Consider the following 26744-nt stretch of genomic DNA (forward strand, 5'->3'; position numbering starts at 1 on the left):
CTGTCTGCCGTTTCTTAAACCTTTTATTCCTCTTTTATTCGTTAGCTGTTGTTCCGGTTCATTAGTCGCCATCCTGAACGGTGTATGTATACGTTTCTAAATTTCCTACGGGTAAGTTAGCCATATCGCCACGGTTTAACTGCCACCAAAAGCGCAGGCGTGGTTTTTCGTGATTGCCAATTTCGTTCATCGAGTCGGCATCATACAAACGCCCGTTAATCATCACGTATTTTATTTTATCGCTATTGCGGATATCGTCTAAAGGGTTTTCGTTCATCACCACCAAATCGGCCAGTTTACCAACCTCTAACGATCCTATTTCTTTATCCATACCCAAATAACCTGCTCCATTAATAGTAGCGCATTTAATAACATCCAAAGGTGCCATACCGCCCTGGGCCAGCATCCACATTTCCCAGTGCGCACCTAAACCCTGTATTTGCCCGTGCGCCCCCAGGTTTACCTTGGTACCGCCATCGGCTATTTGTTTAACCGCTCTTGATACCTCAATGTGCCCATAATCGCCATACTCGGATGTTGTTCTCCTGCGCGATCGGGCATCGATGATGCTCCTGGGTGTGAAACTTAGTAAATGCTCATTTTTCCAAACCTCGGTACGGTCGTACCAATAGTTTTCACCAAACTGAGAGCCATAACTCACTATCAGGGTAGGTGTATAGCCGGTTTTGCTACCGTTCCATAAAGCCTTAACATCTTTATAAATTGGCACAACGGGTATGTTATGTTCAATACCGGTATGGCCGTCTAATATCATGTTCATGTTGGTGAAATAGGTAGAACCACCTTCGGGCACTACCTGCATTTGCAGTTCGCGGGCGGCAGCAATAATTTGTTGCCTTTGCTCGCGGCGCGGCTGGTTATAGCTCTTTACCGAAAACGCGCCCACCGCCTTTAGCCTGCGCAGGTTTGAACGGGCATCATCTAAACTATTAATAACGGCTTTAAAATCGCCGTCGGCACCGTAAAGTATGGTACCTGTTGAGTACACACGCGGACCTATCATGGCTCCCGATTTAACCGCCTCTGCCTGACTAAAAACCATCTCGGTATTGCTCGACGGATCGTGCGATGTGGTTACCCCGAATGCCAGGTTTGCATAATAGTTCCAATCCTGTTGCGGCGATACACCATCAGGGCTGGTATGTAAATGTGCATGTACATCAACAATGCCGGGCATAATGGTTTTGCCGGCAATGTCATAAACCTTTGCATCGGCGGGTATAGTTATATCGGTGTTTTTGCCTACTGCGGTAATTTTATTCTGGTCTATAAGTATGGTTCCGTTTTCTATCACCTCATTGCCCTTCATGCTTATAATGCGTGCGTTTTTAAAGGCAATTTTCCCGGTTGGTAAATCTGTTTTTAATTTGAGGTTAATATCAGTTCCTACGGTATCAATAACCGGTGTTTTGTCGGTTGCCGCATCAGCAAAAGGGAAAGCGTTGCGTATATCGCGGGTAAAATAACGCGGCCCCAGCGTCCACATTAAGCGTTGGCTATCTTTGCTCCAATGGAGGTACGTACCGGCATCGCGCGTAACCTTACTAAGCGGAATAGCCTTGTTGCTGGCAGACAGGTCCTGCACGGTACCTGTATTAACCATCGGTGTAATGTAGCAGTTAAACAATTCGGTAAACGCCATCCACTTGCCATCGTTACTTGGCGCAAATTGCGTAGCATAGGTTGAAGTATATAACGTTTGCTGGTTGGCACCGCTAATATCCATCACCTTAAAAGCTTTTTTATCGCCTTCATAGCTTTGGTAATATATCCGGCTATCATCTGCCGAAAACTGCGGATGGATACCGTTATTAATAACCAGTTGCGGTTTACCTCCCGTTACCGGGATGATATAAATACCGGGGCTATTGCCAAAAAAATAACCCAGAATATCGTTACCCTCGCCCTTACGGTATATAATTTTATCGCCCTTGTTAGAAAACCTTGGCGAATAATAATAACCTTTATCTGTTGTTATTTTACTCACCATATGCGTTGCCAATTCGATAGTGTAAATGGATCCCTTCACCTCATCGGCCCAGTCAACATACACCAACGATTTACCATCGGGGCTAAATTGTGGTTCGTATTCAAAATCAGTTCCGCTGGTTATGCGGTGTGGCAAGCTATCTGGGCTTAATGCCTTGGTGTAAATATAACCCGCTGCGTTAAAGGCAACCATTTTACCATCCGGAGATGTGGTTAGCTGCCTTATCATTTTTACATTAAATTCGTCCTGAAACACCCTTTGCGGGAAGTGCAGGGCATCGCTAACGGTTTGGGTAGATGTTACCTCAAACGGAATATTTACCGCGTTTAAGGTGCTGATATCTAGGTTCAATATTTTACCTTTAGCATAAAAAATAATGTTTTTGCTATCGGGTGTCCAGGCAAAATTTGGGTATACTCCAAATATGGCCCAGGTTTCCTGCTGGTCGTGCGATAGGTTATCATAAACTGGCCATTCTTCCTGCGTATCTAAATTTTTGAGGTACAATACCGATTTTAACCTGTCGCGCCGCACAAAGGCCATCAGCTTATTATCCGGCGATAGCTGTGGCCTGCAAGCCCCGCCTGCACCACCCGATACGGTTTCTATATTCCCCTTATCACGGTTAAGGCGTTTAATAGCGTAAATACCGGCATTAGGGTCTTTGTTGTATTGAAAGTACGGCCCTTCGGTAACATCCTCACTCCAGTAAATGTATTTGCCATCCGGCGATGCTACAGGTTCGCCGGCATCCTGCTGGTCGTTTTTTCGTTTGGTTAGTTGTATGCCGTCGCCGCCATTTTTATGATATAGCCACATTTCGCCCGCACCTAACGAGCGCGATCCCGTGAAATGTTTACGGGCAACAACATATTGGCCATCGGGCGTCCAGCTTGCGTTATTTAATAATCTAAAAGTTTCTTTGGTTAGCGGGCGTTTGTTGCTACCGTCGGCATTCATCAGCCAAATATTGTCGCCGCCGTCGTGGTCGCTCGTGTACGATATAGTTTTACCATCGGGACTGTAACGGGGCTGCACATCCCAGGCCTTGCCGCCACTCAATAACACCGTTTTGCCGCCTGTAATGGGCATGGTGTAAATATCACCCAACATATCAAAAACAATGTTTTTACCATCCGGACTAACATCCAAATCCATCCAGGTACCTTCATCGGTAGTAAAAGTTACTTTTTTGGATAATCCTGGCGGCGTTTCAACATTCCATTTATTTTGAGCTTTGGTAAAGCTATTAATTAGCAGAAGTAAGGCCGCGGTATAAAGGATTTTCATCAGGAGTCAGTTTTTTGAAGCCGCTAAATTAATAATTTGCGCCGGAGCTTAGTGACCCAAGTTGTTGTTTTGATGTAATTTGTTTACATGGATAATATGGGTATTGATGGGTGTTTGAAGTTGCAATTTCCTCTTCCCATTTCGCATCTTACATGCGGAGCTTGTGGATATTTGTAGGTTTTAAATTTTGATTTTTGTGTTTTACCTGTTAATTATTTCAAACAACTCTACCCATCTTAATTATCTGTAAAAACTCCCCATCGGCCAAGGGTACATCAACCTGCTCTATATGCCGATAACCCATTGCTTTATACAAAGGCTGGCCCGGTAGTGTACTTCCTAATTCAAAACGTTTAAAGCCTTGTTGCCTAACAGCACTTTCGCAAAGGTTTATCATCATTCGGCCAAGCCCCTGTCTTGCCCAATCCGGGTGAACAAAGAATGCACGGATACTAAAACAGCCCACAATCCTATCTTTTCAGATTTGTCAACTTTTAAAAAGTTGACAAATCTCCTTCACCTTACTTATCAAATATATTATTTAAAACACCTGCCAATCTAATCCCGCCCTTTTCAATGCGGCTGTGCAGGGTTGATAAATGGTTTTGATAATAGTCGTGGTCAAATTTGGGGTTATCGGCTGCTTCGCTGTATAAAATTTCGGCTATCTGGTAGCTTTCCCAAATCCATATCATCAGGCTATCGCTTTGCCATTTCTGTATTTGTTCGGGTGTGGCAGTATCGTAGGTTGCAGCCATTTTTTCGTAGCTTAAACCATCGCGGTCAATCAAATCACTATCCCATAAGCCGTGCAAATTACCATCGGCACCGTTAAACCATATCGATATATTGTTACCTCCTTTATCGTCAACATGGCTAACATGCATGGGCTGGTGCAGGTCGCCAATAAAATGCACCAAAAATTTCAGTGCCATAACCTTATCCCGTTTGGTTTTCGCAGGGTTTTTCAGGTCAAGTTCGCAACGTATTACCATTTTGTAAACATTGTCTTCGGGCATGGTTTTTACGGCATTTGCAAATTGCTCAAAGGTAAGCCCGGCGCTCACGTTAACGTAGTGCCAGGCACCTGTATATTTATAATTAGGGTCGCTGCGTATTTCATCTGCCCAGGTACTTACATCGGGTAGCGTTTCGCGGCCCAGTAAATCTTTTATAGCTTCTTTTGTTTTGGGTGTTAAATGGTTTTCGGCAATTTTGGCAACCGCCCTGTGCCCTATTACCCCCCACGAAATTAAACACGCCGCAACTATTACAGCAAAGCAGGTAAAAATGTACTTCTTCATTTAAGTTTTAAAAATTAATATTATGCCCTGTGGTTATCGGCACGCCAGTTTTTAATTTCTTTTTTAATGTCATTTGGCAATAGGCCTTCGGCAGCAGCTTTCTCGGTTAACAAAACAATTTCTTCGTCGGGCGCAAAGCGCAGCGCAATTATTTGGCCTATGGTTATCCGGCTATCAATAGCCTTCCCGGTTAATATAAAATAGCGCAAACTTTCTTCGGCGCGTATGGCCCTGTCTTGCGCTTTAAGTGCAAATTGCCTCATAAACCAAAATATAAAAAGCAAACAAACAAAAACCAACACAAGCATTAACGTAACGGCTTTCCCATTTTGCTGCCAGTGCCTGCACAGGTTAATTATGGATACTATTAAGCCTGCAAAAAGCAGTGTGCTTAAAATAAAATGGAACCCGGTTACAAATCGGGAATGGTTGTCATAATTTTGCGATTTCATGGTTTGGTTTTTGCGCAATATACAATTTTTTGCACATTGGGAAACCACGCAATAAGCGGCATTAATGGCTGAAAAAAAACGCAAATTAGTTTTTAAAAGTAATTTTAGGGAAGGGGAGCAAGGGCAATTTAAAATTTGCTCCTAAAATATTCTTCGAGCTGGCGCAAATTTGGCAAGTAGTGTTTTTCGCTACCATCGGCATTGCGCGCCTTGCGTTTTTGGTAGTACCATGCCGCAACGCCTAACATTAAAACGGCGACTACATTTTTTTCGGTAGTAGTAGGCGGGTAAACGCTGCGCAAATTTATATTAAAATGATAACCAGAGAAAAAGTGTTTGATAGGAAAAAAAACATCAATAACATTCACTATGGCCACCACCACCAAAATATTAAGCGCAAGGTGTACAGCCAGGTAAAGCGTGTTGATATATGGATTGGGTTTGTTCATATCTTTTTCGTAATCTAAATTACTAAATATTTGATAAAAAGGCAAATAAAAAAATTAAGCCTGTATTAAATTTTTTTTTGGTTAAGCGGTTACACAGTCAAAAAAAATAATTTACTTTAGCTAATTAAGTATAAACCATGCTATCAGACGAAGTTACCATAGGTATTTACCCCAACGATGAGTTAAATAATATTTTGATCGTTCCGGAAGGTGCCGAATATCATTTGTTTCTTACACGTGCAGGCCATTCAGTTTTAACTCATGCTTCAAACCTGGGCAGTATTGTATTTACAAGTGATAGTTGGGCATACCAGGGAACGCTGCTATCGGCCCAATCGCAAAAAGAAGTGGCCGATTATATTATCAATTACCCCGGCTAACTGCCAAAACCCAATCCGCATAATATCTAACCGTTATATTTCTGCTTTGCCGCGCATTTACTATATTCGGTTTTTGAGGATAATTATTTGATGACTATACAAGCAATCCTACAACATTACTGGCAGCATAATATCTTCCGGCCCTTACAGGAAGAGATTATTCAATCCGTTTTGCTTGGTAACGATACCCTGGCACTGTTACCCACAGGCGGAGGTAAATCGGTATGTTTTCAGGTTCCGGCTCTGGCCAAAGAAGGTATATGCATTGTAATATCTCCGTTGATTGCACTCATGAAAGATCAGGTAGAAAACCTGCAGGCTAAAGGTATCGAAGCCATATCCATTGTATCGGGCATGAGCAAACGCGAGGTTGATGTTGCTCTGGACAACTGCATTTACGGCAATATAAAGTTTTTATACCTCTCTCCCGAAAGGCTTTTATCCGAACTGGTGCAGGAACGCATCAGATACATGAAGGTGAACCTTTTTGCTGTTGACGAGGCGCACTGTATTTCGCAATGGGGTTATGATTTTAGGCCCCCATACCTGCACATTGCCGACTTGCGTCAAATCCACCCCGAAGTACCCATACTGGCCCTAACCGCCACTGCCACTGCCGATGTGCGCGAAGATATTCAGCAAAAGCTTTTATTTAAACAACCCAATGTTTTTACAAAAAGCTTTGAGCGTAAAAATATAAGCTACGTAGTGCAGCAGCACGAAAACAAAATGCAGCGCCTGCTTGATGTGGTAAAGGGTGTAAAGGGCAGTGGCATTGTTTATGCCGGCAGCCGCAAAGAAACATTTGAAATAGCACAGGTTTTAAACCAGCATGGTTATAATGCCGATTATTACCACGCAGGCCTTGAGGCCGAGCAACGCTCAAAAAAACAGGAGAGCTGGAAAAGCAGCAAAACCCGTATTATGGTTGCAACCAATGCTTTTGGGATGGGTATTGATAAGCCCGATGTACGGTTTGTAATTCATAAAGATGTGCCCCAAAGTTTGGAAGCATACTACCAGGAAGCAGGCCGCGCAGGCCGCGACGAGCAAAAGGCTTATGCAGTTTTACTGTACAATCAATCCGACCGTTTTAAGCTTGAACGAAAATTTGAGTTGGCTTTTCCAACGGTGGAGGAGATAAAACAGGTATACCACAACCTGGGTAATTATTTTCAGTTAGCTTATGGCTCGGGCGCGGGAATCAGCCTTGAGTTTGATATTGGTAATTTTTGTTCGAAATATAAGTACGATGTAATTAAAACATTAAACTGTCTAAAATTTTTAGAACGTAACGAATACGTTTCGTTTACCGAAAGCGTGTTTTTGCCATCGCGCTTCCGGTTCCAGGTAATGAACGAGGAGTTATACAATTTTCAAATTCAAAATGCAGCCTGGGATTCGTTTATCAAAACACTGCTGCGTTCGTATGCCGGGGCGTTTGATAATTACGTCCACATCCGCGAGTTTGATTTGGCCCAGCGTATGAATACCAGCGTGCAGCAGGTAATTGAGGGCCTTAACTTTTTGCAGCAAATGGAATTGTTAAATTACCTGCCCCAAACCGATAAGCCGCAGCTAACCTTTATATCGCCCCGGCAAGATGTAAAACAGGTGATGATTGATAAGCGCTATATTGAGCAGCGCAAACAAATATTCAGGCAAAAAATGGATGCTGTATTTCATTATGCGGAGGCCCGCCATTGCCGAAGCCGCATGTTATTAACTTACTTTGACGAAACAAATACCCACAAATGTGGCGTATGCGACGTTTGCCTGGATGAAAAAAGGGATGCCAACGCCAGCGACACTACCGACCTGATAACTAACGAAATTGTGCGCTGGTTAAGTGTTGACCCTCATACCCTGGATACCCTGGTTAACAACATAGCGGCCGGAACCGAAAAAGAAAGGATAACAGTAATACGAACCTTACTTGATGCAGGGAAAATTAAAACAGATGGCGAACGTTTTTATTTATAAAGCGGGGAAAAAAAACCTCATTTTGGGGTGTATAAAGCTATGCTTTTCCATTACCTTAAACTGTATAGTATGATAAATAGCTAATTTACTGGTATTTATTGTTTGGCATAGCCTTTGAATACCTATTAATGTCCTTTTGTTATAAGGACGTTTTTCATAGGTAGATGTAAAGGGTCGAAAACTGCGAGAGTTAACGACCCTTTTTTTATGAAAACAATTTTCCCCGAAAAATATAGCTCACATCAAAAGCAAATAAAAAAGCCCCGAAAGTTTTTTACAACATTTCGGGGCTAAATATCTTCCCAATAAAATAATCGGTAGCGTGCTTAGTAATTAATTACCTGTTCTTCAATTTCGGTGGGTACTTCTCTCCATTCGTATTTTTGGTTACGCATCTGAGGCTCAAACCCCGCATCGCGGATAGAATCTTGTATGCCCTTGGCGGTAAAACGGTGTGGTGCACCGGCTGCCGATACCACGTTTTCTTCTATCATAATAGAGCCAAAATCGTTGGCGCCTGCATGTAAGCATATTTGTGCAACTTGTTTACCCACAGTTAGCCACGATGCCTGTATGTTTTTAATATTAGGCAGCATAATGCGGCTCAAAGCAATCATACGGATATATTCGTCGCCGGTTACATTGTTAGTTATGCCACGCACTTTTTTAAGCAGCGTGCCATCATCCTGAAAAGGCCAGGGTATAAATGCAACAAAGCCATAAGCACCTTCGGGTTTTTCGGCCTGTACTTCGCGTATCCAAACCAAATGCTCAAAGCGCTCTTCCAGGGTTTCAACATGCCCAAACATCATCGTAGCAGATGATGGTAAGTTTAACTGATGTGCGGCGCGCATCACATCCAGCCATTCTTTACCGCCGCACTTACCTTTGCTAATCAGTCTTCTAACCCTGTCGTTCAAAATCTCGGCACCGGCACCGGGCAGCGAGTCTAATCCCGATTCTTTCATGGCCTTCAGCACATCATAATGGCTCATGCCTTCAAGTTTGGCAACATGCGCAATCTCGGGTGGGCCAAGGCTATGCAGCTTCAACTTCGGATAAAGATCTTTTAACTGACGGAATAAATCGGTATAAAACTTTAAACCCAAATCGGGGTGGTGGCCGCCCTGCAATAAAAGCTGGTCGCCACCGTAACGGAAGGTTTCCTCAATTTTTTGTTTATAGGTTTCAATATCAGTAATATAGCTATCCTCATGGCCGGGCCTTCTAAAAAAGTTGCAAAACTTGCAGTTGGCAATACAAACGTTAGTGGTGTTAACGTTCCGGTCAATCTGCCAGGTAACCTTCCCATGCGGAACCTGTATTTTGCGCAGCTCGTTAGCCACATACATCAATTGCGGAGTAGGGGCATGTTCATATAAAAACAAACCCTCTTCCTTAGTTAAAAACTCAAATTGCAACGCACGCTGTAACAGATCGGCTGTATTCATGATGTACAAAGATACGTAATGCGGTAATGAAAAGGTATAAGTTGAAAGTCAAAAGTTGGGTGGTTATTAGTTATTTGTTATTAAGAACAGAAGCTGTAGTTACTGAATTATTTTGTTGTTGATGCATTTTAAGAATACCATCGCTGTCGCAAGTTTAGCGCAGCACAACTTGTGATACCCCATTTGGGAAGTTTTTAACTTCCCAAATAAAAAAATCTTCAAACCATCAAAATAACATCTAACAGCCCCTTACCGCCACCATAATCACGTGCACTGCTATAAAGATAATGTTGTGGTTCGTCAACCCAACCGGCTTTTACGGGGTTATTATGTATATAGTCAAGTTTTTGTTGCATAACCTCATTACTATATAATTCAATCGGGTGGTTATCCTGCTGCCAAAACTGGTGGACTTCATTATTCGGGTTCCTTTTACCCTCACGCTCAAACATCCATATCAACCAGTCCCTTCTGCTTTCCTGCTCATTTTCCCTAATGACCTTTACTATAGATTTTGAAGTATGCTTTTTTAGATCGCGTATAATGCCCTGCATAGGCAAATTTTGAGTGCCAATTATCATATGAACATGATTGCTCATAACAACCCACGCATAAACTTCAAGACCTTTGTTTTGCTGGCAATATTTAATACTATCAAGTAAAATTTCCCGGTACTGTATCCGGGTAAAAGCATCTATCCATTTAACAACCGAAAATGTAATAAAGTGTGGTTTTTCCTGGGTGTGGAATTTATAATTTCTACTCATTTGGTGGGCAAGTTAAAAACTTGCCGTTATATAATCACAAGTTATGCTGCGCTAAACTTGCGATAGCAAGCTTTTATAGCATATACTGTCATCAATATCCCAACCTTAAACCACCAAACCCTTATCCAGTTTTAAAACCCTATCCACACTATCCGGTATTTCATGCTGATAATGAGTTACGTATATTAACGTTGTGTTGCCGCTTTGGCAAATGGCATCTACAATATGTTTAAAATGTTGTTGCTGATGGGCGTCTAAACCCTGGCAGGGTTCATCAAAAATTAGCAATGGTGGGTTTTTTACCAATGCGCGGGCAAGCAGCACCAAACGCTGCGTACTGGCCGAAACATTTTTTAACGGCTTGCGCACATAAACCTCTAACTCCAGTAATTTCATCCAGCGCAGGGCTATTGCGGCGTTTTGCGGGTTGCTGGGCCTAAACAAACCCAGGGTATCATAAAATCCCGATTCGATAACCTGTAGGCAGCTATTATCTGTGGGGAAATACTGGTGCAGCTCTGGCGATACAAAACCTATTTTGCTTTTAATATCCCATATACTTTCGCCGGTGCCGCGTTTGCGGTCAAATAACACAATGTTGTTGGCGTAGGCTTGTGGGTTGTCACCATTAATTAAGCTTAGCAATGTAGATTTTCCGGCGCCGTTAGGGCCTAATAAAGCCCAGTGCTGGCCTTGCTTAATATCCCAGTTTACTTTATCAAGTATTACTTTGTCGCCATATTTAATGGTTACGTTTTGCATTAAAACCATGTTGCTAAAAACGGTTTGCTGCGTAAGCGATAGTAAACTATTCAATTCGTGGGTGTCAATTTTTTTTGTTTCTGCAATCTTAACCATTTCGGGTTTAAAGTTGCTTTTATCCAGGCTTCCAATAATTTCACCTTCGTGCAAAACGGCTACATGCGTAACAGCATCCGGAATTTCGTTTGGCGATGTAGCGATAACTACAGTAATTCCCGAGGCCGTTATCTCATTTAAAATACTGTTAAAGGCGGCACGGCTTTGCACATCCAGTCCTGTTAAGGGGTTATCTAATAATAAAATAATGGGGTGTTTTAATAAAGCCGCCGCAATAAGCAGGCGCTTAGTTTCGCCGTTTGATAATTTGATGAGCTGCTTGTTTAAAAGCGGACCTAAGTTTAATTTGTCAACAGTTTGCTCGTAAGTCCACACTTGTTTTGTATTGGTGGCCGGTTCAATATGCGATAAATAATGCTCAACCGTTGGCGAATCTTCCGAATCCGACGAGTTAAAACGTTGCTGATAGTAAAAGTCGGTAGTGTTTGATAAGTTACGGAAGCTATGCTTAGCCGATACCATTGCAATTAATTTATGATGGGTAAAGTAAGCATCAACAACGGGGTGCAATGCAATAAAATCATCAAAATAATAATGGTGTATAGTGCCGCCGCTTACATTAAATTTACCGGCTATAGTTTGCAGTAATGCACTTTTGCCTGCTCCGCTTTCGCCAACCAACGCCCAGTGCTGGCCCTTGCTAATCTGGAAGGTGAGATCCTTAAAAATAATTTGCTCAAGGTTGCGTACGGTAATGTTTTTTATTGCAAGGATAGCTGTATTCATGGCATATTAACAAGGCGCAAAACTACCATTTTAAAAATAATAGCGCATAAAAAAACGGAAGAGGGTGTACACCAATTCCGTTGCTTATCCATATTTTAAAACTTATCGTGTGGGTTGCTCCTGGTAATAGCTGCCCTCTTTATAAAAGTCAAAATTGTAAAGTTTTCCGTCTTTGTATTCAAATTCGGCTAACTTATCAACCGCGTGATCTTTTTCAAGTTCGTCTTTAGTTTGCACCGAATTTTTTGTGAACGAAAACGAGCCCTTGTAAAAAGTAAAGTAAATGGCTTTATTGTTAGATATATCCTGGCTAAGTTTTTCTTTGATATAGTTTTCCAGCCTTATTTTAGTTCTGTCGGTAAAGTCAACATCTTCGTCAACTATGTAATATTGTGTTTTAAGGGTTGCGTTTGCCTGGTTACTAATTTCCTGGTCTTTAGCAAAGCTAACCTGCGAACTAAAAGGACTTAACGGGTAAATTTTAAATTCTTTTTTATTTTCTTCGCAACTGCACACAATGGTGCATAAAATTGAAATAAAAAAAAGTAAATTTTTTTTCATGTGTTAAAAGTGTGAGGAATAGGTGTAATTGGTAATTAAAAAAACATCTTTTCGGTTTCAATATTACTATTTTGTGGAACCCGAAATAACAGGCGCAAAAATATGATTAAATTGCACTTATGCTGAAGAACTAACATTTGTAATGCTTAATTTTTTGCAGTGGCGGTTTGTATTAAACCATTGTGTAAATTTGTTAACCAATAAATTAGCTTTTGTACCGTAATGGATTATAAAGATTATTATAAAGTTTTAGGAGTTAAAAAAGACGCATCTACCGACGAGATAAAGAAAGCTTATCGGAAACTTGCCGTTAAGTACCATCCCGATAAAAACCCCGGTGATAAGGCCGCGGAAGAGAAATTTAAAGAAGCCAACGAAGCCAACGAAATACTCGGCAATGCCGAAAAGCGTAAAAAGTATGATGAAATGGGCGAAAACTGGCAGCAATATGCCAACAACCCCTATGCGCAAGGCAGGCCGGGCCGACAAAGCTACGGCACCGAAGATTTTTATGGCGACGGGAGCCAGTTCTCCAGTTTTTTCGATTCGATATTTGGTGGTGCCGGTGGTGCTGGTTTTGGCGGCTCAAAGCGTAAAAGCTCAAGGCCCAATAGGGGGCAGGATACCGAGGCAACTATTGAGCTTACTTTAGAGGAATCGTTTAACGGAACAACGCGGCAAGTTACCCTGGATGGCAGTAAACTCAACCTCAAATTTAAACCCGGAACCGCCGAAGGCCAGGTTTTAAGATTGAAGGGCAAGGGCAACCCTGGTTATAACGGCGGCGAAAACGGCGATTTACTGATAACGGTGCATTTGGCCCCGCATCCACGGTTTGAATTAAAAGGAAACGATTTGTATTTCGACCAGCCTTTAGATGTTTATACCGCCATATTGGGCGGCAAGGTAACCGTAAATGGTATTGATAAAGCCGTTAACATGAACATACCCGCCGGAACCGATAGCCATAAAACCCTAAGGCTAAAAGGAATGGGTATGCCTGTTTTTAATAAACCCGAAGAAAGGGGAGATGCCTATGTGCGTATGGTAATAGTAACCCCTAAAAACCTATCCGCCGAAGAAACAGAGCTGTTTACAAAACTGGCAGCTTTAAAAAAATAGCGGCTGTTGCGCAAAACTTAAACCGGCCCTACGCCTAATTAAGCATAATGCGATAACGGCTTCATCGCATTATGCTTAAAACATAAATTACTTATTTGCTTTATGGCAATTTATCAAGTTTAAAGTAACCGAGGTGAATTTCGTCTGCCTCAACCTCCCCTAAACACGCTGAAATTTGGATGCCGTATATTGCTTTTTGGGAAGGTGTTAGTATATCTTCAACAGCATACAGGTCGTCTACATCAATGCCGTAATGGTCGTCAATGTGCGATGGTGCTCCGGCAAAATTAACCTGTTTATAAAACAAAGTTTCTTTGGCATTGGCTATTGCCGATGCTTTGTTGGCTTGTACACTTAGCATTGTATAATGCTGTTCGGCAAAAATATTTTTGGTGTAACCACCCAGGTTAATAAAAAACAAAGTGTTTGGGTTTTTATTAGCCAACGGCTTATCAATAATCCGGATATTAAAGCCATCAACATGGGTTACTTCGCGCCAGGCATCAACATGTATACCTTGTTGGGCTTCGGGCCAAAAAAGTTTTATCTGCGGAACAAGTTCTTTAACACTGCCCGCTATTCCAAAAAAAACATCATGCTGTTCGGTATGGCGTCCCGGTGGTTTGCAACCGAGTAACAACATAAATAATTTTAAAGGTTTAGCGTTTTGCATACACTACAAAAGTAAAGCATGCTGTGCTATAACCCAATAAAATAGGCGCCTATAATTTTATAAACGCCTATTTTAATTTGTTTTATTTGGGTGCTAAAGCCTCATATATCTCTGCAAAAAGCAAACCGCTTCCCCCGCCATAATGCTGAACTACCGGTATATTGGGCATATTGGTTGATACAAATTTGCAGAGCCTGTTATTTTCCTCTTCCCTTATTCCGGCACCCATTAATACCATCTGGAAAGGTTGCTCGGTTAGCATAGCAATAGCTTCATCGCAGGTAAATGCCCCGGTGCCATTCCACTCCGGTTTATTGTTAATTAGCCGCAATATGATTTGCATAATTTCGGGATGATTACCAATCACCAGTATTTTAGCGGTATCCATCTTTAAAATTTCATGGGTACATCCATCAATAAAAACTCGACATTGCTTAAAGCTTTAATGGTAAATTTATCAGTATCCCAAATACCAAAACCATCGCGGGTATTTAAAACCTGGCCATCAATTTCAACCGAACCGCTCAATATAAAAGCATAAACGCCGTTACCGGATGCTTTTATGGTGTATTCGGTTTCAATACCGTTATCAAAGCTACCCAAATGGAACCATGCGTTTTGATGTATCCAAACCCCGGCGTCATCCTTGTTGGGAGATAGTACTTGTTGCAGTTTGTTATGCCGCTCTTCTTTATTTAAGGTAAGTTGGTCGTAACGGGGCTCAACATTGCGCACATTAGGGAACAACCATATCTGCAAAAACTTTACAGTTTCGTTAGGGTCGTTATTGTGTTCGCTGTGAAATATGCCTGTACCGGCACTCATCACCTGTATATCGCCATCGCTGATAACGGCCTGGTTATTCATATTGTCTTTATGTTTTAAACCACCAACAAGCGGAATTGAAATAATTTCCATATTATCGTGCGGGTGTTCGCCAAAGCCTTTACCTCCGGCAACGGTATCGTCGTTTAAAACGCGCAACGCACCAAAATTCATTCTCTCAGGGTTATAATAACCTCCAAAACTAAAAGTGTGGAAGCTTTTTAGCCAGCCCATATCAACGTTTCCGCGGGTGTTGGCTAAGTGTAATACTGTTTTCGACATGATGTTTTTCTCCTTGTTTATAGTACAAATATACCCTGCCTTACGCCGATACAACTTGATGTAGGATAAGAAATGTAAGTAGTGAATAAGTTTATAGGGATTAGTAAATTGAGAATAATAAACGAATGATAGTCAGTTTGTTGTAATTCAAATTCGGTATTTGCTATTCAAAAGTTCCCCCTTTAGGGGGCGGAGGGGGGCTCTTTACCGTTTTATCGGCGCATTCCTATCCATTTTTAACAAGTTACGTTGCATACGGCTAAAAAATTCGGGCGTAACGCCAATGTAGGCTGCTATTTGTTTTTTGGGAAGGGCATTAATAAGCGATGGGTACCGCTTGCAAAAGTTGTGAAACCTGTCTTCGGCGGGTAAACTCAGGTTATCTATTAACCGCTGCTGGTAGGCAACCAGCGAGTTTTCGGTAATAATCCGGAAAAATCTTTCAAACTGCGGTATCTTTAAATATAATTTTTCCTGGTCGGTTTTAGATAGCGTTAACGATTCGGTGTCATCTATCGCTTCAATATTTAAAATGCCTGGTTTCTGGCTAATCAGGCTATACATATCGGCTATCCACCAACCGGTTGGCGCAAAGTTGAGCACGTGTTCAAAACCATTTTCATCTACAGTAAAACCCCGCAAACAACCCGAAGTTACAAAGGTAGAGTTTTTACAAATTTGGCCGTTTTGTAAAATAAATTGCTTGCGTTTAATGCTTTTTGGATGCAGTAACGATATAAAATATAGCTTCTCGTCTTCCGTGAGCGAAATATAGCGGGTAACACTTTGTAAAATAAGTTCTGTAGGCATTACCTTAAAGATAAGGTTTTTTAATTTCCGCCCGTCATATCCTTAAACTGTTTCGGCGTTAAAAACTCATAACCCTTTGGCGTCGAAAATGCACCTGCGGGTACGGGTTCAAACTTAATTTGGGTTACGGTAGTTTTTATCACAGCACCGTTCTGTTTCATTGAAAACGATAACGGTACGCCAAGTGTACTATCTAAGCTGCTGGTTAATGAATTGGGGATAATTGCTACATCCTTGGTAAACCAGGCTTCGCCAGCCTGGTTAGTAAGTTTCTCTTTCAAAATATAACGTACAGCATCGTAACCGGCAATAGTTTTATGATCGTTGGTTTTAGTAAATGTATACGATGGTATCGCCGCCAACTCTTCGGCCTGGGCGGCTTTGTCATAGTCAACGGCGTAAAATTGTTTTTTCGTGGTCGATTTTAGCAGCGCGCGCATAAAGCCCGTTTTACTGTCGGTTATAACACTTGTTGCTTCTTCAGGTGCTTCTTGTATACTTATTGTCGAGTCGCCTTTAAAATATACAATGGCTGTTTTAGGCAAATATTGGGCATACTGTTGCAGGCTATCGGGCAATAAATACTCAACACTGTAGTTAATGGTTCCTTCGGTTTTTTTACTGTTGCACGCACAAAACACCGTTAATAGGGCAAACATTACTAATACGTTTTTCTTCATTGTGTAAAGGCATAGGGCCTGTTTGCAAAAGTAGAATAAACCCTATGATGTGCTTAATAAATTAAACTTTTTGCGCGATATTTAAACCATCTAATATCTGCTCAAGCTGATAATATGGATTTGCTGAAACCTCGACAATGGTATTGTGCTCAATAAAGTTGCGACAAATGCACGCGATATTATAGGCCGACATGCCACCGTTTTGTTGTGGTGCAAGCTGGTTAAGTTGGTCAATATCAAAATACGAATGTACTTTTTTGCCCAGCGCCATGCCAACATACACCACGGTTGAGTACTGGGTAATCAGTTCGGCACAATTGGCAATCATGTGGTTGGTGTTACCACTTTGATAAATTAATGTGCCTTCGGGTGCGTATTTACGTATTTCGGCCTGTGCGCGGTCAAATTTTTCGTTGGGGTGTAGTTTAAACAAAAGCCTGCGGCCATCGGCTATTTTTACGGCTTCTTTAATAAACGCCGGCCTGTTTTCGGCCCGGTAAGTTTCGCGCATATCGGTAGTGGCTACCATAACGTAATTATGGTGCGGAAAATCATTATCAATAAACTGGCTAAGGTTATCATAATTTGGGATCCCTGTAACCACTATTTTATCGGCATCGGTACCTAAAGCGGCAAACTGGTTTTTATAACCTTCGGATGCTGCGCAGTAAATATCACAAAGGTTTGATGCGCCGTTTAACGATGTGCCACCGCTTAATATTGGAGGCAAATTTAGCGCCTTAACAATTTTGCTTATCCAAGTGTATTTATCTGTCATACCTTCTTGCACCCAGATGGTTTTGGTATGGCGTAGGCGTTGGGGTATATGCAGGTCGCTGCAGTAAACAATCAGGTCGTATTGGTTCTTTTTGGCCTGATAATCTACCTGTAAATTATTCGCCAACAAATAATCCTCTGATTTTTTTCTGAATTGACCAGCCAATATGGTATTGTCCAATACAGTAGTATGTTTGATGATATAGTTGATAAAAGGCAAATCGGTAAAAAACTGACTAAACCAGCAGTCATAATCCAGCAATTGCTGGGCTATTTGGTGCATTTGCGAAGTTTGATTAAGTGAACCCGTAATAAATAGTATTTTTTTCATGCTGATTGCAATCATATTTTCGAAATTCTAGGCTTTGTAAAATTTCTTTTACAAATTAAGTTGATTTGAAAAATACAAAGTTCACGCAATTGTAAATTTTGCTATTTGACTATTGTAGTTAAATAGTTAAGTTAATGTTAATAAAAAAAGGACTTTCCTTTAAAGAAAAGTCCTTAATTGGTAGTTGTTTTACTTTAGCGTCGTTGAAACTCTGGCGACCCGATAATTATACCAACCACCTGCGATAGCATATTATTGGTTTGGTTATTGGCCTGCGCGGTTACCTTCGGCGGGTCTTTAACTATGGGTTTGGCAACGTTTTCCTGCCCGGGGCTCATAGTCATCATATCGCCTGTGGCACCAATGGTTGGGTGGTCGGGCGCGGTGGGAGTGGGAGTGGGGGCCTTGGTTGCTGCTGTGTTCACCTTGTCTGCCAACGCAGGGTCGTTTAATAAGGGTGCTAACTGCTTATAAGTTTTATCAAGGTTACGCTCGGGCATTACAAGTTTGCTGTAAGTTATTAATGCAGCATCCGCGCTTTCGGGCTCGTGGTGCTGGTTAAGCGCGGCAAGGTTAACTTTAACGCCCGGTATGCGTTGTTGTGCAAGTGCCAAACCAAAGTTCATGCGGTTAAGCAATGAACCTGTATTTATCCAATACTGGCTCCTATCGGGGAAACCTGTTGGTGCCTGGTAATAATATATTTTTTGGCCCATACGGGTCATCCAGTTATATAGTTGATAGGGATCTTTAACGTCGGCATTTAAGCCCCGTACCGAACTCACAACCAATTCAAACGGCGATTTTGTTTTTTCGCGCAAAGCTTTACTGCTCCAAAACTCGGGCGAAGTAACCATTGTAATTAAAACCTGTTTAATATCGCCATCCTGGTCGGTAAAGGTTTTTGCCATTTTGTTTATCAGGCTAATGGGTGGCTTGTCGCTCACAAAGCGCACCGCAAGTTTGGTACATATAAATTTGGCTGTTGATGGGTGGTGTGCCAGCATTTCTAACAGGTCAACACCTTCCTGGTAACCGCCTTTACCATCAAAGTGGTGGCCCAATACCACTTTTTCGCCCATATCGTGGCGGTTAGGTGTATATAAAAAATCGCCCTCGTGTACATAGCCCTTTGCTTCAAGGTTATTTATACCAACTTTATCAACCAGGCCTTTCATGGCACTGCCATAGCCATAGCTGCTTATAGGGTAAATAGTCCACCCGGTTAATACACGTGCGGCCTGGGTTACATCGGTTTGGGTATAACCGCCGTCAACACCCATGGTGTGCAGCTCCATCACCTCCCGGGCATAATTTTCGTTAAGGCCGTTAACATTTTTGTTTTGTGGGTTTGGCAATGGTTTTTTTGCAATTGCGGCTGGTGTTTGTGGTGCCATAGCCATTTGCATCATATCTGCGGCGGGTGTTTGCGCAGGTTTAGCCGGTGCCGGTTTTGCAGTGGCTGCCATAGCGTCTGCGCCCATCATCATATCGCCGTTGTTTGTTGGCGCGGGCTTGGCGGGTGCTTTAGCAGCCGAAGCCGTCATACCGTCGGCACCGTTCATTATCATATCGTTAGCAGGGTTTTGTACTGGTTTATTTACCTTTTTTGGTGATGCAGGTTGTGGCGGCGGAGGCGGGCCTACGCTGGTAAAGTTATCCAGAAAATACAGCATAGCCGGCGATTTTGCCGAAGCCAGCAGCAACTTATCAAACTTATTAAGCACATTAGGGCGTATCACATCGCGCTCATAAGCAGGTATAAACGATGCACTTTCGCCTTTGGTGAAGGATACATTAAAGTGATTGAACCAAAAATCGGTTAATACTTCCTGCAATTGGTTACGGCTGTAAACGGCCCGTAATATGTTTTGATCAATAAATTGCTTGGTTAATTCATAGTCGGCTTTTATGCCTTTACGTACCATGTAAGCTTTAATGGTATCGTCAAACGCCTTTTTGTTAACTGCCTTGCCAACCGAATCTTTACTGATAACGCTATCTTTAATAGCCATATTAGTAATTACAAAACCTTGCGGATACTTTTTCAGCGCGTCGGCATTGCTTAGGTTAATAGCATCGTATTGTTTTAGTCTGTTGTTAAGCGTGTCGTCGGTCAGGCTGGCATCCATTTGTTGCGCAAACCATTTTTCTAAACCCATGTTCACCACCGAGTCTACCTGGCCTGGAGTTGCGCCATAAGTAAACCGGTTTAACAGGTGTGCAGCAGCCTGTCGCTCGGTTAAACCGGCACGTTTATAAGGAAATTTATAAGTGGTTACAGGCGAGCCAGGGCCCATAAAAAACGACGACAGTACAATAACGCCTACCAATACAGTAAGGGTAATGCTTAAAAATTTACTCGTCTTCATAAAAATTTACTTTAGGTGATGTATTGTTATGACGATTGATAACGAGTTTGGTTTAATTAGAATGCAACTTTATTAACGTGATGTATGCAACCCGCACAAAAACAAGGTTTTTTAGCTTTTTTTATAGGTGCCCATGTAATTTCTCATCGCTTGTATTTGCCCAAAAGCCTTAAAAAAAATAACAAACCTCAATTTAACTAATTGCTTTAAAACTATTTTATACTAATCAAAAACGTTGCTTACCGTTTTAGATAAGAGGATTTTGTGTTTTAGTTTCATTTTTTAAAAATCGATTGAGTCTTAATTTAAAATATGTAACCATACTTAAAACACTCTCGTATAAAAGCGCAACTAACGGCAGGAGGTATTGTGCGACGGAAACTGAAAAGGAATTTATTTACGTTATTGTTATTCAATATTTTAGTCGTAACATCAGCTTATGCCCAAACCATAACGCTCGGTGGCACCGATGCCGGGCCGTACGGGCAAAATTCAACTATTAGTGTGCGTATTAATGTTAAAACTGCTACCGGTTGCATTGGCCAAACAAACGTATTTAACCTTTACTTGTCGGATGCTGCGGGTAGTTTTTCTTCCGAAAAATTGATAGGTAGTTACACGGGCTTTTATGCAACATTTGTAAACGGTATAATTCCGGCAAATACAGCGGCAGGCAGTAATTACAAGGTGCGTGTAAAATCAACAAGTCCGGTTGTTGTGAGCGCTGCATCCGGCCCTATAACCATAAGCACCTCGGCAGGCACTACTGCGGGCGTCACATCGCAAACCATTAACAGCACCTTTCCCGAAGTTTTTGGCTCATGCAACGGAACCGATAACACAACCTACGGTTTCACCGATAAATCTACCACAGGTTCGGCAGTTAGCGCTACATTTTATAACGAGCTATCGCAAATTCAAGAAGATTCATTAACCCTTGCGCCAAGCATAAATTTTAATGCAAAGGCCGCCAACTACACAATTACCTTAAAGGCCGTTAATAATGGTATAGTGGGTACAAAATCGTATACATTAATTAATAATGTTATTAATTCAAGCTTTGGTACCACAGGTAGCAACACAATTTGTTTAAGTAAAACCAGCAACGAGGGGCTTACCTATAATGTTGATATCGTATCGGCAAACGGTATACAAAAAAACTTTCCCGGTTTAATATATAAAGTGAAATGGGGCGATGGGCTATCCAACTGGTTAACTCTTTGCGATATTGTTAACGCCGGCGGCAAGCTTGCCCACATTTACACAAAATCGTCGTGCGGTAACATAACCAATGCGCAAAACAATGTTTTTGAGGTTGATTTGCAGGCAACAAGCCCCTATTGTGGCAATGTTGGCACACAGGTAACCAGTTATGCCAAGGTGCTTAACCCGGCAACCAATCATTTTGATTTTCCGTCGGTGGCCTGTACAGGTACCAGCGTCACCTTCTCAAACGATTCATTCCCCGGTCAGGATCCCAATGCTGAAGCCGTTGATTGTACCTATGCAAATGCACAATACACCTGGGTAGCCGATGGCGTTCAATACCCTAATTATAACCTTAGCCAACCATTTGTTCACACTTTTACCACAACCGGTATACATCATGTAACATTGCGGCTCCAAAACAATAATGGCCTGTGCCCTGCGCCTGATATTACCAAGGATATTTGTATTCAGGATCCTCCTAAACCAGGCTTTACAATCCCAGCAACGGCTTGTTTATCTGCCGACCCGGTTATGCCGGTTAATACATCGGTAATTGATGCCGGTTGCAACGCCCCGCCCATTTACAACTGGACTATTACCGGCCCTGCCGACGTTACCTACGCTGGTGGCACCACTGCGGCAAGTATACAACCGCAGTTTGTTTTTAGCCAAACAGGTGTCTACCAGGTAAAAATGGATATTACCAGTTCTTGCGGCTTAATAACTGCCCCGGTACAAACCATTACCGTTAATTCGTCCCCGGTTGTTACCCTGTCGGCCAATGTTCCGTTGTGCGGTAACAATCAGGTGCTAAACTTCAATACCGATCCCGGCCCAACAGCAACCACGTTTAGCGGCACTACCGATCAATCGGCCACATACGCCTGGACGGTTACTTCCAGTAACAACTTAGCACCCGCCACTTTTGTAAACGGAACAACTGCAAGCAGCCAATACCCGCAAATTCAATTTCCCGATTATGGCACCTATACCGTAGCTGTAACCTGCACCAACAGTTGCGGAACGGATACAAAAACCCAGGACATAACTTTTCAGCAGGCACCCACCGTAAATGCAACGGTACAACAGCCTATATGCCCCGGTACATCTGTAGTTATCAATGGGTCGGTAACCAATGGTACTTACAAAAGCTTTGTTTGGCAAGGTGGTAGCGGTACATTTTCGCCAAGCCGCACATCCTCATTAACACCAACCTATACACCCAGTGCCGCAGAAATAGCCGCCGGAACCGTTACGCTTACGCTGGACGTTACTACCGATTTGCTGGGCCAATGCAGCGATATTCAAAAAAACGTTACCATAGGCATTTATCCTTTTAATACCATTAACAGCCCGGCAACACTGGCCGCCTGTACAGGCAGCGCATTAAATTATAACATTACATCAACAGTTGCAGGCAGTACTTATACCTGGGTTGCCGCGCTAACATCGGGTAGTGCCACAGGTTTTACAGCCAACGGAAACGGCAGCACCATTGCCGATATAATTACCGATAATGATGCAACAAACAATGCCATTATAACCTACACCATAACCCCTCATAGTAATGGATGCGATGGCGCGCCTTTTACTTTAACGGTTACGGTATCGCCTGTTCCGGTTATTCTGGGTGCAACCGATAATGTAATTTGCAGTAACCAACCTGCCAATATTGTTTTATCTGCAAATACTCCAAATATCAAATACGTTTGGACGAGTACCAGTACAGGTGCAGTTACCGGTAACACCAATCAAACTTTTCCCATATCAGCAAGCAGCATTCAGGATGTTTTGGTTAACAGCAGTGCAGCTACGGCAACAGTAACCTATACCATAACACCAGTAGGTAACTGCGCGGGCCAGCCGGTAGTTATAAAAATAACTGTTCAGCCTTTACCTGCACCTTCGGTACCAGGGCCGGATGCTGAGATTTGCAGCGCCACCACATACCAGCTTAATGCTAACGACCCATCACCCGGAACAGGAAAATGGACTTTAGACTCCGGGCAACCTGGAGTAATCTTTTCGGACAATACACGGCCAGACGCAACCGCATCGGGTTTAATACCGGGTAACGTTTACAAGTTTAGGTGGACTATTACAAATGCATCAACCTGCTCGCCAACCACTAATTTGGTAACTATAACTATTGATAAACCAACACTTGGGGGCACCACCAACGGTACTATTACAACCTGCTTTGGCAATAACAGCTCAACCATAAACTTAACCAACCAATACGGCAAAATATTACGTTGGGAAGCATCTGTTGATGGTGGTGCTTCGTGGCAAATGGTTAACAATACCACAACCAGCCTTAACTATTTAAACCTTACACAAACAACCCAGTACAGGGCAATTGTGCAAAGCGGGGTATGCAGCATATTACCATCAACCGTTAGTATAGTAACGGTTAACCCACCTGCAGTTACAGCCAATGCCGGGGCCGACCAAACTTTGTGCAGTTTAACTACAACTTACTTGAGTGGTAACGACCCAACTCCGTTTACCGGATTATGGAAACAAACCGCCGGGCCTTTAGTTACCATCGTATCGCCAGCCAGCGCGCAAACACAAATAATAGGTTTAGCGGCAGGTAATGTTTACAAGTTTGCATGGGTGGTTAAGGGCCTTGCCCCTTGTATTGACAACGAAGATGAAGTAATTATTACCAACCTGATAGATATTACCCCAACCTTTACCGCCGATAAAAGCAACGGCTGCGGTGCTTATACGGTTAATTTTACAAATACCTCAAATTCGCTTACAGGTAAATTTTTGTGGGATTTTGGCGATGGTACGCAATCGTCAGCCATAAGCCCGTCGCGCATGTTCCAACCTCGCACCGATGGTAAGGATACCACTTATCTAGTTTCCCTTAGCGTAGTAAACAACTGTACAATACGGCCTGCGTTCACATTATCGATATTGGTACGGCCCGCGGCACCCGTAGTATCAATATTGCCCGATAAACTGAACGGCTGCGCTCCGTTTGCTATCAGCGTTAAAAACACATCGCCGGGTAACAACAAAAGCTATACCTTTTACTTGTACGATGGCAGTACGTTGGTACAGCAAATTGCATTGAACGATAAATCGGCGGCGGTATTTAACCCGGTTAGCCCAACTACAACTAAAACGTATATAATATATATGTCGGCAACCGATTATTGCGGCAATATCAGCGAAACCAAACACATCCCGCTAACCATATCCCCGGCTAGCATTACACCTCAAATGTTTGTGCAGGGTAACAATACCAAAGGCTGCGCTCCTTTTGTGCCAACATTTGTAAACAATACCAACGGAGGCACAAGTTTTACTTACAATATTTATGATGTTAACAACAAAATTATAGACAAACGAACCGCAGGCACCACCGATTTACCGTATGCTTTTAATACACCGGGAACCTATTTTGTAAGTATAACGGCAATGGACAATTGCTCGGTTATAGAATCGGATAAAACAAGGATTGATGTATTTGCCCCACCTGTACCCAAATTTACTGCCGATGTAACAAGCGGCTGCGGCACGGTATCGGTACAGTTTGCAAACCTCACCACAAGTGCAAACCCCCAAGAGGTGCTTGCATACACTTACGACTGGGATTTTGGGGATGGGTCGCCGCATTCGTTGGTGGTTACTCCTCTGCCGCACCTTTACACTTCCCAAAAGGCATCGTACACGGTTACCTTAACAGTTACCAATTCGGTATCTCAATGTTCAAATTCGGTTGTAATAGCCAATTATATCAATGTTAGCAAACCACCCGTTACCAACTTTATTGTAAAGCCCGATTCGGTTATTAATATCCCTGATTACCGGTTCTCGTTTGTTGATAACACACAAGGCAGCGTAGTAGCATGGCGATGGTTGTTTGGTGATGGGCAAACATCAACACTGCGCAATCCCGACCATAGTTATACAGATACCGGCACCTATAAGGTTACCTTAACTACCCTGAGCCCGCAAGGTTGCAGCAGCAGTGTAACACATCGCGTGCGTATTACCGGAGTGCCGGGCCAACTATTTATGCCATCGGCTTTTATGCCTACCAGTTTAAATACCGAGTTGCGCGCCTTTGCCGCCAAAGGCTCGGGCATTAAAGAGTGGCACATGCAAATATTTAACAACTGGGGCCAGGTAGTTTGGGAAACCACCAAACTTGGCCCGCAAGGCACACCAATAGATGGTTGGGACGGTACGTTTAAAGGCGCATTGGCACCCCAGGGTGTATATGTTTGGCAGGCATCGGCCACCTTTATAAACGGTACCGATTGGAAAGGGATGTCGTACAATGGGGGGTTGCCAAAGCGTTCAGGATCAGTAAATTTAATACGATAAGTGATGAGGGATTTTAAGAAATTATTTTTATTGGTTTTTATGCTGGTTGCGGCATCACGTTCTGGCTTCGCGCAGGATCATATGTATTCCCAGTTTTTTAATTCACCGGTTTACCTTAACCCCGCGCTTAACGGGCAGTTTGAAGGCGACCTGCGCATGAATTTTATTTACCGTAACCAATGGACGGGTTCGCCGGGTAACCTTACGTATTACACCGCTTCCATAGATTTAAAGATACCGCAGTTTGGTGGGGGAGTAGGCCTGATGTTTACACGAGCCAGCGAAGGCACGGCCTATTTAAATACCAATAACATAGCGGGTATTTACTCGTACAGTGTTGGTTCTGATAATTTTATTTTGTCGTTTGGCTTGCAGGCTGGTTTTACAAACAGAACTGTTGATTGGAGTAAATTGGTATTTAGCGATCAAATCGATTCGCGCCTGGGTTATATACCGGGTACGCCTACTTCGGCGGAAACACCGCTTTTTAACAATAAATACTATTTCGATTCGGGCCTGGGGGTAAATTTGGTTACAGGCAACTTAATGGTTGGCACCTCTTTGCAACACATCAACCAACCCAACGAGTCGTTCACCGGGGCACCTGTTAAAGTGCCCGTGCGGTATAATGCGCACGTCAGCTATCGCCTGGATCTCAATCCGTCCGACAATATGGAAGAAAGTGAAAAATCATTTGTTATCCCTTCGGTTGTTTTTTATAAGCAAACGGTTTTTCAATCTGTTAGCGTGGGTGCGCAATACAAGCATAAAAACATCAATTTTGGTTTATGGTATCGCAATAGTGGCGGTATCGACGGGCCTAATTCGGTTGTGCTTTCGTTGATATTCGATTTGAATATTAACCGCGATACCGGCGAAAAAGTGCGCTTAGGTGTAGACCACGATATGAGCTTTTCGGGCATCAACTACAGCAATACCAGTGGCACAACCGAAGGCAGTTTGAGTTACGAAACCACACTCCCGTCCCGGTCGGGCAATTCCGATAAGTTTGATAACTCAAGGCAGTGCTATCATTTTTATTGAGCATAAAATGGGTGTGTAG

Annotated in this window: 21 protein-coding genes; 5 read left to right on the top strand and 16 right to left on the bottom strand. The window is 42.6% G+C overall.

Annotation, left to right across the window (positions count from 1 at the left end; all coding sequences use genetic code 11):
- Positions 1–61: 61 nt before the first annotated feature.
- The 5 genes from BDD43_RS15515 to BDD43_RS15535 form a co-directional block, all read right to left on the bottom strand.
- A complete protein-coding gene (locus BDD43_RS15515) occupies positions 62–3301 on the bottom strand; it encodes an amidohydrolase family protein (protein ID WP_121198525.1) in 3240 nt (1079 codons plus the stop codon).
- 217 nt (positions 3302–3518) lie between these two features.
- A complete protein-coding gene (locus tag BDD43_RS15520; RefSeq protein WP_162847082.1) occupies positions 3519–3767 on the bottom strand; it encodes a GNAT family N-acetyltransferase in 249 nt (82 codons plus the stop codon).
- Between the two features lie 55 nt (positions 3768–3822).
- On the bottom strand, positions 3823–4605 hold the full coding sequence (locus tag BDD43_RS15525; protein WP_121198527.1) for a S1/P1 nuclease: 783 nt from the start codon (positions 4603–4605) through the stop codon (positions 3823–3825).
- 20 nt (positions 4606–4625) lie between these two features.
- Complete coding sequence (locus BDD43_RS15530) at positions 4626–5057, bottom strand: DUF6526 family protein (RefSeq protein ID WP_121201998.1); 432 nt, start codon at positions 5055–5057, stop codon at positions 4626–4628.
- Between the two features lie 128 nt (positions 5058–5185).
- Positions 5186–5506 (bottom strand): hypothetical protein, encoded by a 321-nt coding sequence (locus BDD43_RS15535; protein ID WP_147425652.1) that lies wholly within the window; start codon positions 5504–5506, stop codon positions 5186–5188.
- Between the two features lie 137 nt (positions 5507–5643).
- Between BDD43_RS15535 and BDD43_RS15540 the strand changes: the two genes are divergently transcribed.
- Together BDD43_RS15540 and BDD43_RS15545 are read left to right on the top strand one after the other, a co-directional pair.
- A complete protein-coding gene (locus BDD43_RS15540; protein WP_121198529.1) occupies positions 5644–5886 on the top strand; it encodes a hypothetical protein in 243 nt (80 codons plus the stop codon).
- Between the two features lie 90 nt (positions 5887–5976).
- Positions 5977–7869: a RecQ family ATP-dependent DNA helicase gene (locus tag BDD43_RS15545; protein ID WP_121198530.1), complete on the top strand. Its 1893-nt coding sequence runs from the start codon at positions 5977–5979 to the stop codon at positions 7867–7869.
- Positions 7870–8195: 326 nt separating this feature from the next.
- Here BDD43_RS15545 and mqnC read toward each other — a convergent pair whose 3' ends face one another.
- From mqnC to BDD43_RS15565, 4 genes are all read right to left on the bottom strand, one after another.
- A complete protein-coding gene (mqnC, locus tag BDD43_RS15550) occupies positions 8196–9320 on the bottom strand; it encodes a cyclic dehypoxanthinyl futalosine synthase (RefSeq protein ID WP_121198531.1) in 1125 nt (374 codons plus the stop codon).
- Between the two features lie 218 nt (positions 9321–9538).
- Positions 9539–10087, bottom strand: a complete 549-nt coding sequence (locus tag BDD43_RS15555) for an REP-associated tyrosine transposase (protein WP_121198532.1) — start codon at positions 10085–10087, stop codon at positions 9539–9541.
- Positions 10088–10192: 105 nt separating this feature from the next.
- Positions 10193–11692 carry an ATP-binding cassette domain-containing protein gene (locus BDD43_RS15560; protein ID WP_121198533.1) on the bottom strand — a complete coding sequence of 500 codons (1500 nt, stop codon included), beginning with the start codon at positions 11690–11692 and terminating at the stop codon, positions 10193–10195.
- 102 nt (positions 11693–11794) lie between these two features.
- Positions 11795–12253 (bottom strand): hypothetical protein, encoded by a 459-nt coding sequence (locus tag BDD43_RS15565; RefSeq protein WP_121198534.1) that lies wholly within the window; start codon positions 12251–12253, stop codon positions 11795–11797.
- A gap of 222 nt (positions 12254–12475) precedes the next feature.
- Between BDD43_RS15565 and BDD43_RS15570 the strand changes: the two genes are divergently transcribed.
- On the top strand, positions 12476–13375 hold the full coding sequence (locus BDD43_RS15570; protein ID WP_121198535.1) for a DnaJ C-terminal domain-containing protein: 900 nt from the start codon (positions 12476–12478) through the stop codon (positions 13373–13375).
- 100 nt (positions 13376–13475) lie between these two features.
- Here BDD43_RS15570 and BDD43_RS15575 read toward each other — a convergent pair whose 3' ends face one another.
- The 7 genes from BDD43_RS15575 to BDD43_RS15605 form a co-directional block, all read right to left on the bottom strand.
- Positions 13476–14048 carry a DUF1543 domain-containing protein gene (locus BDD43_RS15575; protein WP_121198536.1) on the bottom strand — a complete coding sequence of 191 codons (573 nt, stop codon included), beginning with the start codon at positions 14046–14048 and terminating at the stop codon, positions 13476–13478.
- 82 nt (positions 14049–14130) lie between these two features.
- Positions 14131–14436 carry a hypothetical protein gene (locus tag BDD43_RS15580; RefSeq protein ID WP_121198537.1) on the bottom strand — a complete coding sequence of 102 codons (306 nt, stop codon included), beginning with the start codon at positions 14434–14436 and terminating at the stop codon, positions 14131–14133.
- A gap of 2 nt (positions 14437–14438) precedes the next feature.
- Positions 14439–15155 (bottom strand): pirin family protein, encoded by a 717-nt coding sequence (locus BDD43_RS15585; RefSeq protein ID WP_121198538.1) that lies wholly within the window; start codon positions 15153–15155, stop codon positions 14439–14441.
- Positions 15156–15359: 204 nt separating this feature from the next.
- Positions 15360–15965, bottom strand: a complete 606-nt coding sequence (locus BDD43_RS15590) for a Crp/Fnr family transcriptional regulator (RefSeq protein ID WP_121198539.1) — start codon at positions 15963–15965, stop codon at positions 15360–15362.
- A gap of 20 nt (positions 15966–15985) precedes the next feature.
- On the bottom strand, positions 15986–16645 hold the full coding sequence (locus BDD43_RS15595) for a DUF4412 domain-containing protein (RefSeq protein WP_121198540.1): 660 nt from the start codon (positions 16643–16645) through the stop codon (positions 15986–15988).
- A 61-nt stretch (positions 16646–16706) separates the two neighbouring features.
- Positions 16707–17753: a UDP-N-acetyl glucosamine 2-epimerase gene (locus BDD43_RS15600; protein ID WP_121201999.1), complete on the bottom strand. Its 1047-nt coding sequence runs from the start codon at positions 17751–17753 to the stop codon at positions 16707–16709.
- A 194-nt stretch (positions 17754–17947) separates the two neighbouring features.
- The gene (locus BDD43_RS15605) at positions 17948–20125 is read right to left on the bottom strand and encodes a DUF1800 domain-containing protein (RefSeq protein WP_121198541.1); all 2178 of its coding nucleotides are present in this window, start codon (positions 20123–20125) and stop codon (positions 17948–17950) included.
- A 369-nt stretch (positions 20126–20494) separates the two neighbouring features.
- On the opposite strand from BDD43_RS15605, the gene BDD43_RS15610 reads away from it, so the two are divergent.
- Positions 20495–25681 carry a PKD domain-containing protein gene (locus BDD43_RS15610; protein WP_147425653.1) on the top strand — a complete coding sequence of 1729 codons (5187 nt, stop codon included), beginning with the start codon at positions 20495–20497 and terminating at the stop codon, positions 25679–25681.
- 3 nt (positions 25682–25684) lie between these two features.
- Entirely contained in the window at positions 25685–26725 is a 1041-nt protein-coding gene (locus tag BDD43_RS15615; RefSeq protein WP_121198543.1) for a PorP/SprF family type IX secretion system membrane protein, read from the top strand.
- Positions 26726–26744 lie beyond the last annotated feature (19 nt).

The organism is Mucilaginibacter gracilis (assembly GCF_003633615.1).
GTDB lineage: Bacteria > Bacteroidota > Bacteroidia > Sphingobacteriales > Sphingobacteriaceae > Mucilaginibacter > Mucilaginibacter gracilis.

What these genes read in the sequence shown, in the direction of transcription:
- BDD43_RS15570 (WP_121198535.1), top strand. Translation starts at nt 12,476, where the DNA reads ATGGATTATAAAGATTATTATAAAGTTTTAGGAGTTAAAAAAGACGCA.
- BDD43_RS15595 (WP_121198540.1), bottom strand. Translation starts at nt 16,645, where the DNA reads ATGAAGAAAAACGTATTAGTAATGTTTGCCCTATTAACGGTGTTTTGT.
- BDD43_RS15545 (WP_121198530.1), top strand. Translation starts at nt 5,977, where the DNA reads ATGACTATACAAGCAATCCTACAACATTACTGGCAGCATAATATCTTC.
- BDD43_RS15535 (WP_147425652.1), bottom strand. Translation starts at nt 5,506, where the DNA reads ATGAACAAACCCAATCCATATATCAACACGCTTTACCTGGCTGTACAC.
- BDD43_RS15565 (WP_121198534.1), bottom strand. Translation starts at nt 12,253, where the DNA reads ATGAAAAAAAATTTACTTTTTTTTATTTCAATTTTATGCACCATTGTG.
- BDD43_RS15615 (WP_121198543.1), top strand. Translation starts at nt 25,685, where the DNA reads ATGAGGGATTTTAAGAAATTATTTTTATTGGTTTTTATGCTGGTTGCG.
- BDD43_RS15560 (WP_121198533.1), bottom strand. Translation starts at nt 11,692, where the DNA reads ATGAATACAGCTATCCTTGCAATAAAAAACATTACCGTACGCAACCTT.
- BDD43_RS15555 (WP_121198532.1), bottom strand. Translation starts at nt 10,087, where the DNA reads ATGAGTAGAAATTATAAATTCCACACCCAGGAAAAACCACACTTTATT.
- mqnC (WP_121198531.1), bottom strand. Translation starts at nt 9,320, where the DNA reads ATGAATACAGCCGATCTGTTACAGCGTGCGTTGCAATTTGAGTTTTTA.
- BDD43_RS15600 (WP_121201999.1), bottom strand. Translation starts at nt 17,753, where the DNA reads ATGAAAAAAATACTATTTATTACGGGTTCACTTAATCAAACTTCGCAA.
- BDD43_RS15575 (WP_121198536.1), bottom strand. Translation starts at nt 14,048, where the DNA reads ATGCAAAACGCTAAACCTTTAAAATTATTTATGTTGTTACTCGGTTGC.
- BDD43_RS15580 (WP_121198537.1), bottom strand. Translation starts at nt 14,436, where the DNA reads ATGGATACCGCTAAAATACTGGTGATTGGTAATCATCCCGAAATTATG.
- BDD43_RS15540 (WP_121198529.1), top strand. Translation starts at nt 5,644, where the DNA reads ATGCTATCAGACGAAGTTACCATAGGTATTTACCCCAACGATGAGTTA.
- BDD43_RS15605 (WP_121198541.1), bottom strand. Translation starts at nt 20,125, where the DNA reads ATGAAGACGAGTAAATTTTTAAGCATTACCCTTACTGTATTGGTAGGC.
- BDD43_RS15525 (WP_121198527.1), bottom strand. Translation starts at nt 4,605, where the DNA reads ATGAAGAAGTACATTTTTACCTGCTTTGCTGTAATAGTTGCGGCGTGT.
- BDD43_RS15585 (WP_121198538.1), bottom strand. Translation starts at nt 15,155, where the DNA reads ATGTCGAAAACAGTATTACACTTAGCCAACACCCGCGGAAACGTTGAT.
- BDD43_RS15590 (WP_121198539.1), bottom strand. Translation starts at nt 15,965, where the DNA reads ATGCCTACAGAACTTATTTTACAAAGTGTTACCCGCTATATTTCGCTC.
- BDD43_RS15530 (WP_121201998.1), bottom strand. Translation starts at nt 5,057, where the DNA reads ATGAAATCGCAAAATTATGACAACCATTCCCGATTTGTAACCGGGTTC.
- BDD43_RS15515 (WP_121198525.1), bottom strand. Translation starts at nt 3,301, where the DNA reads ATGAAAATCCTTTATACCGCGGCCTTACTTCTGCTAATTAATAGCTTT.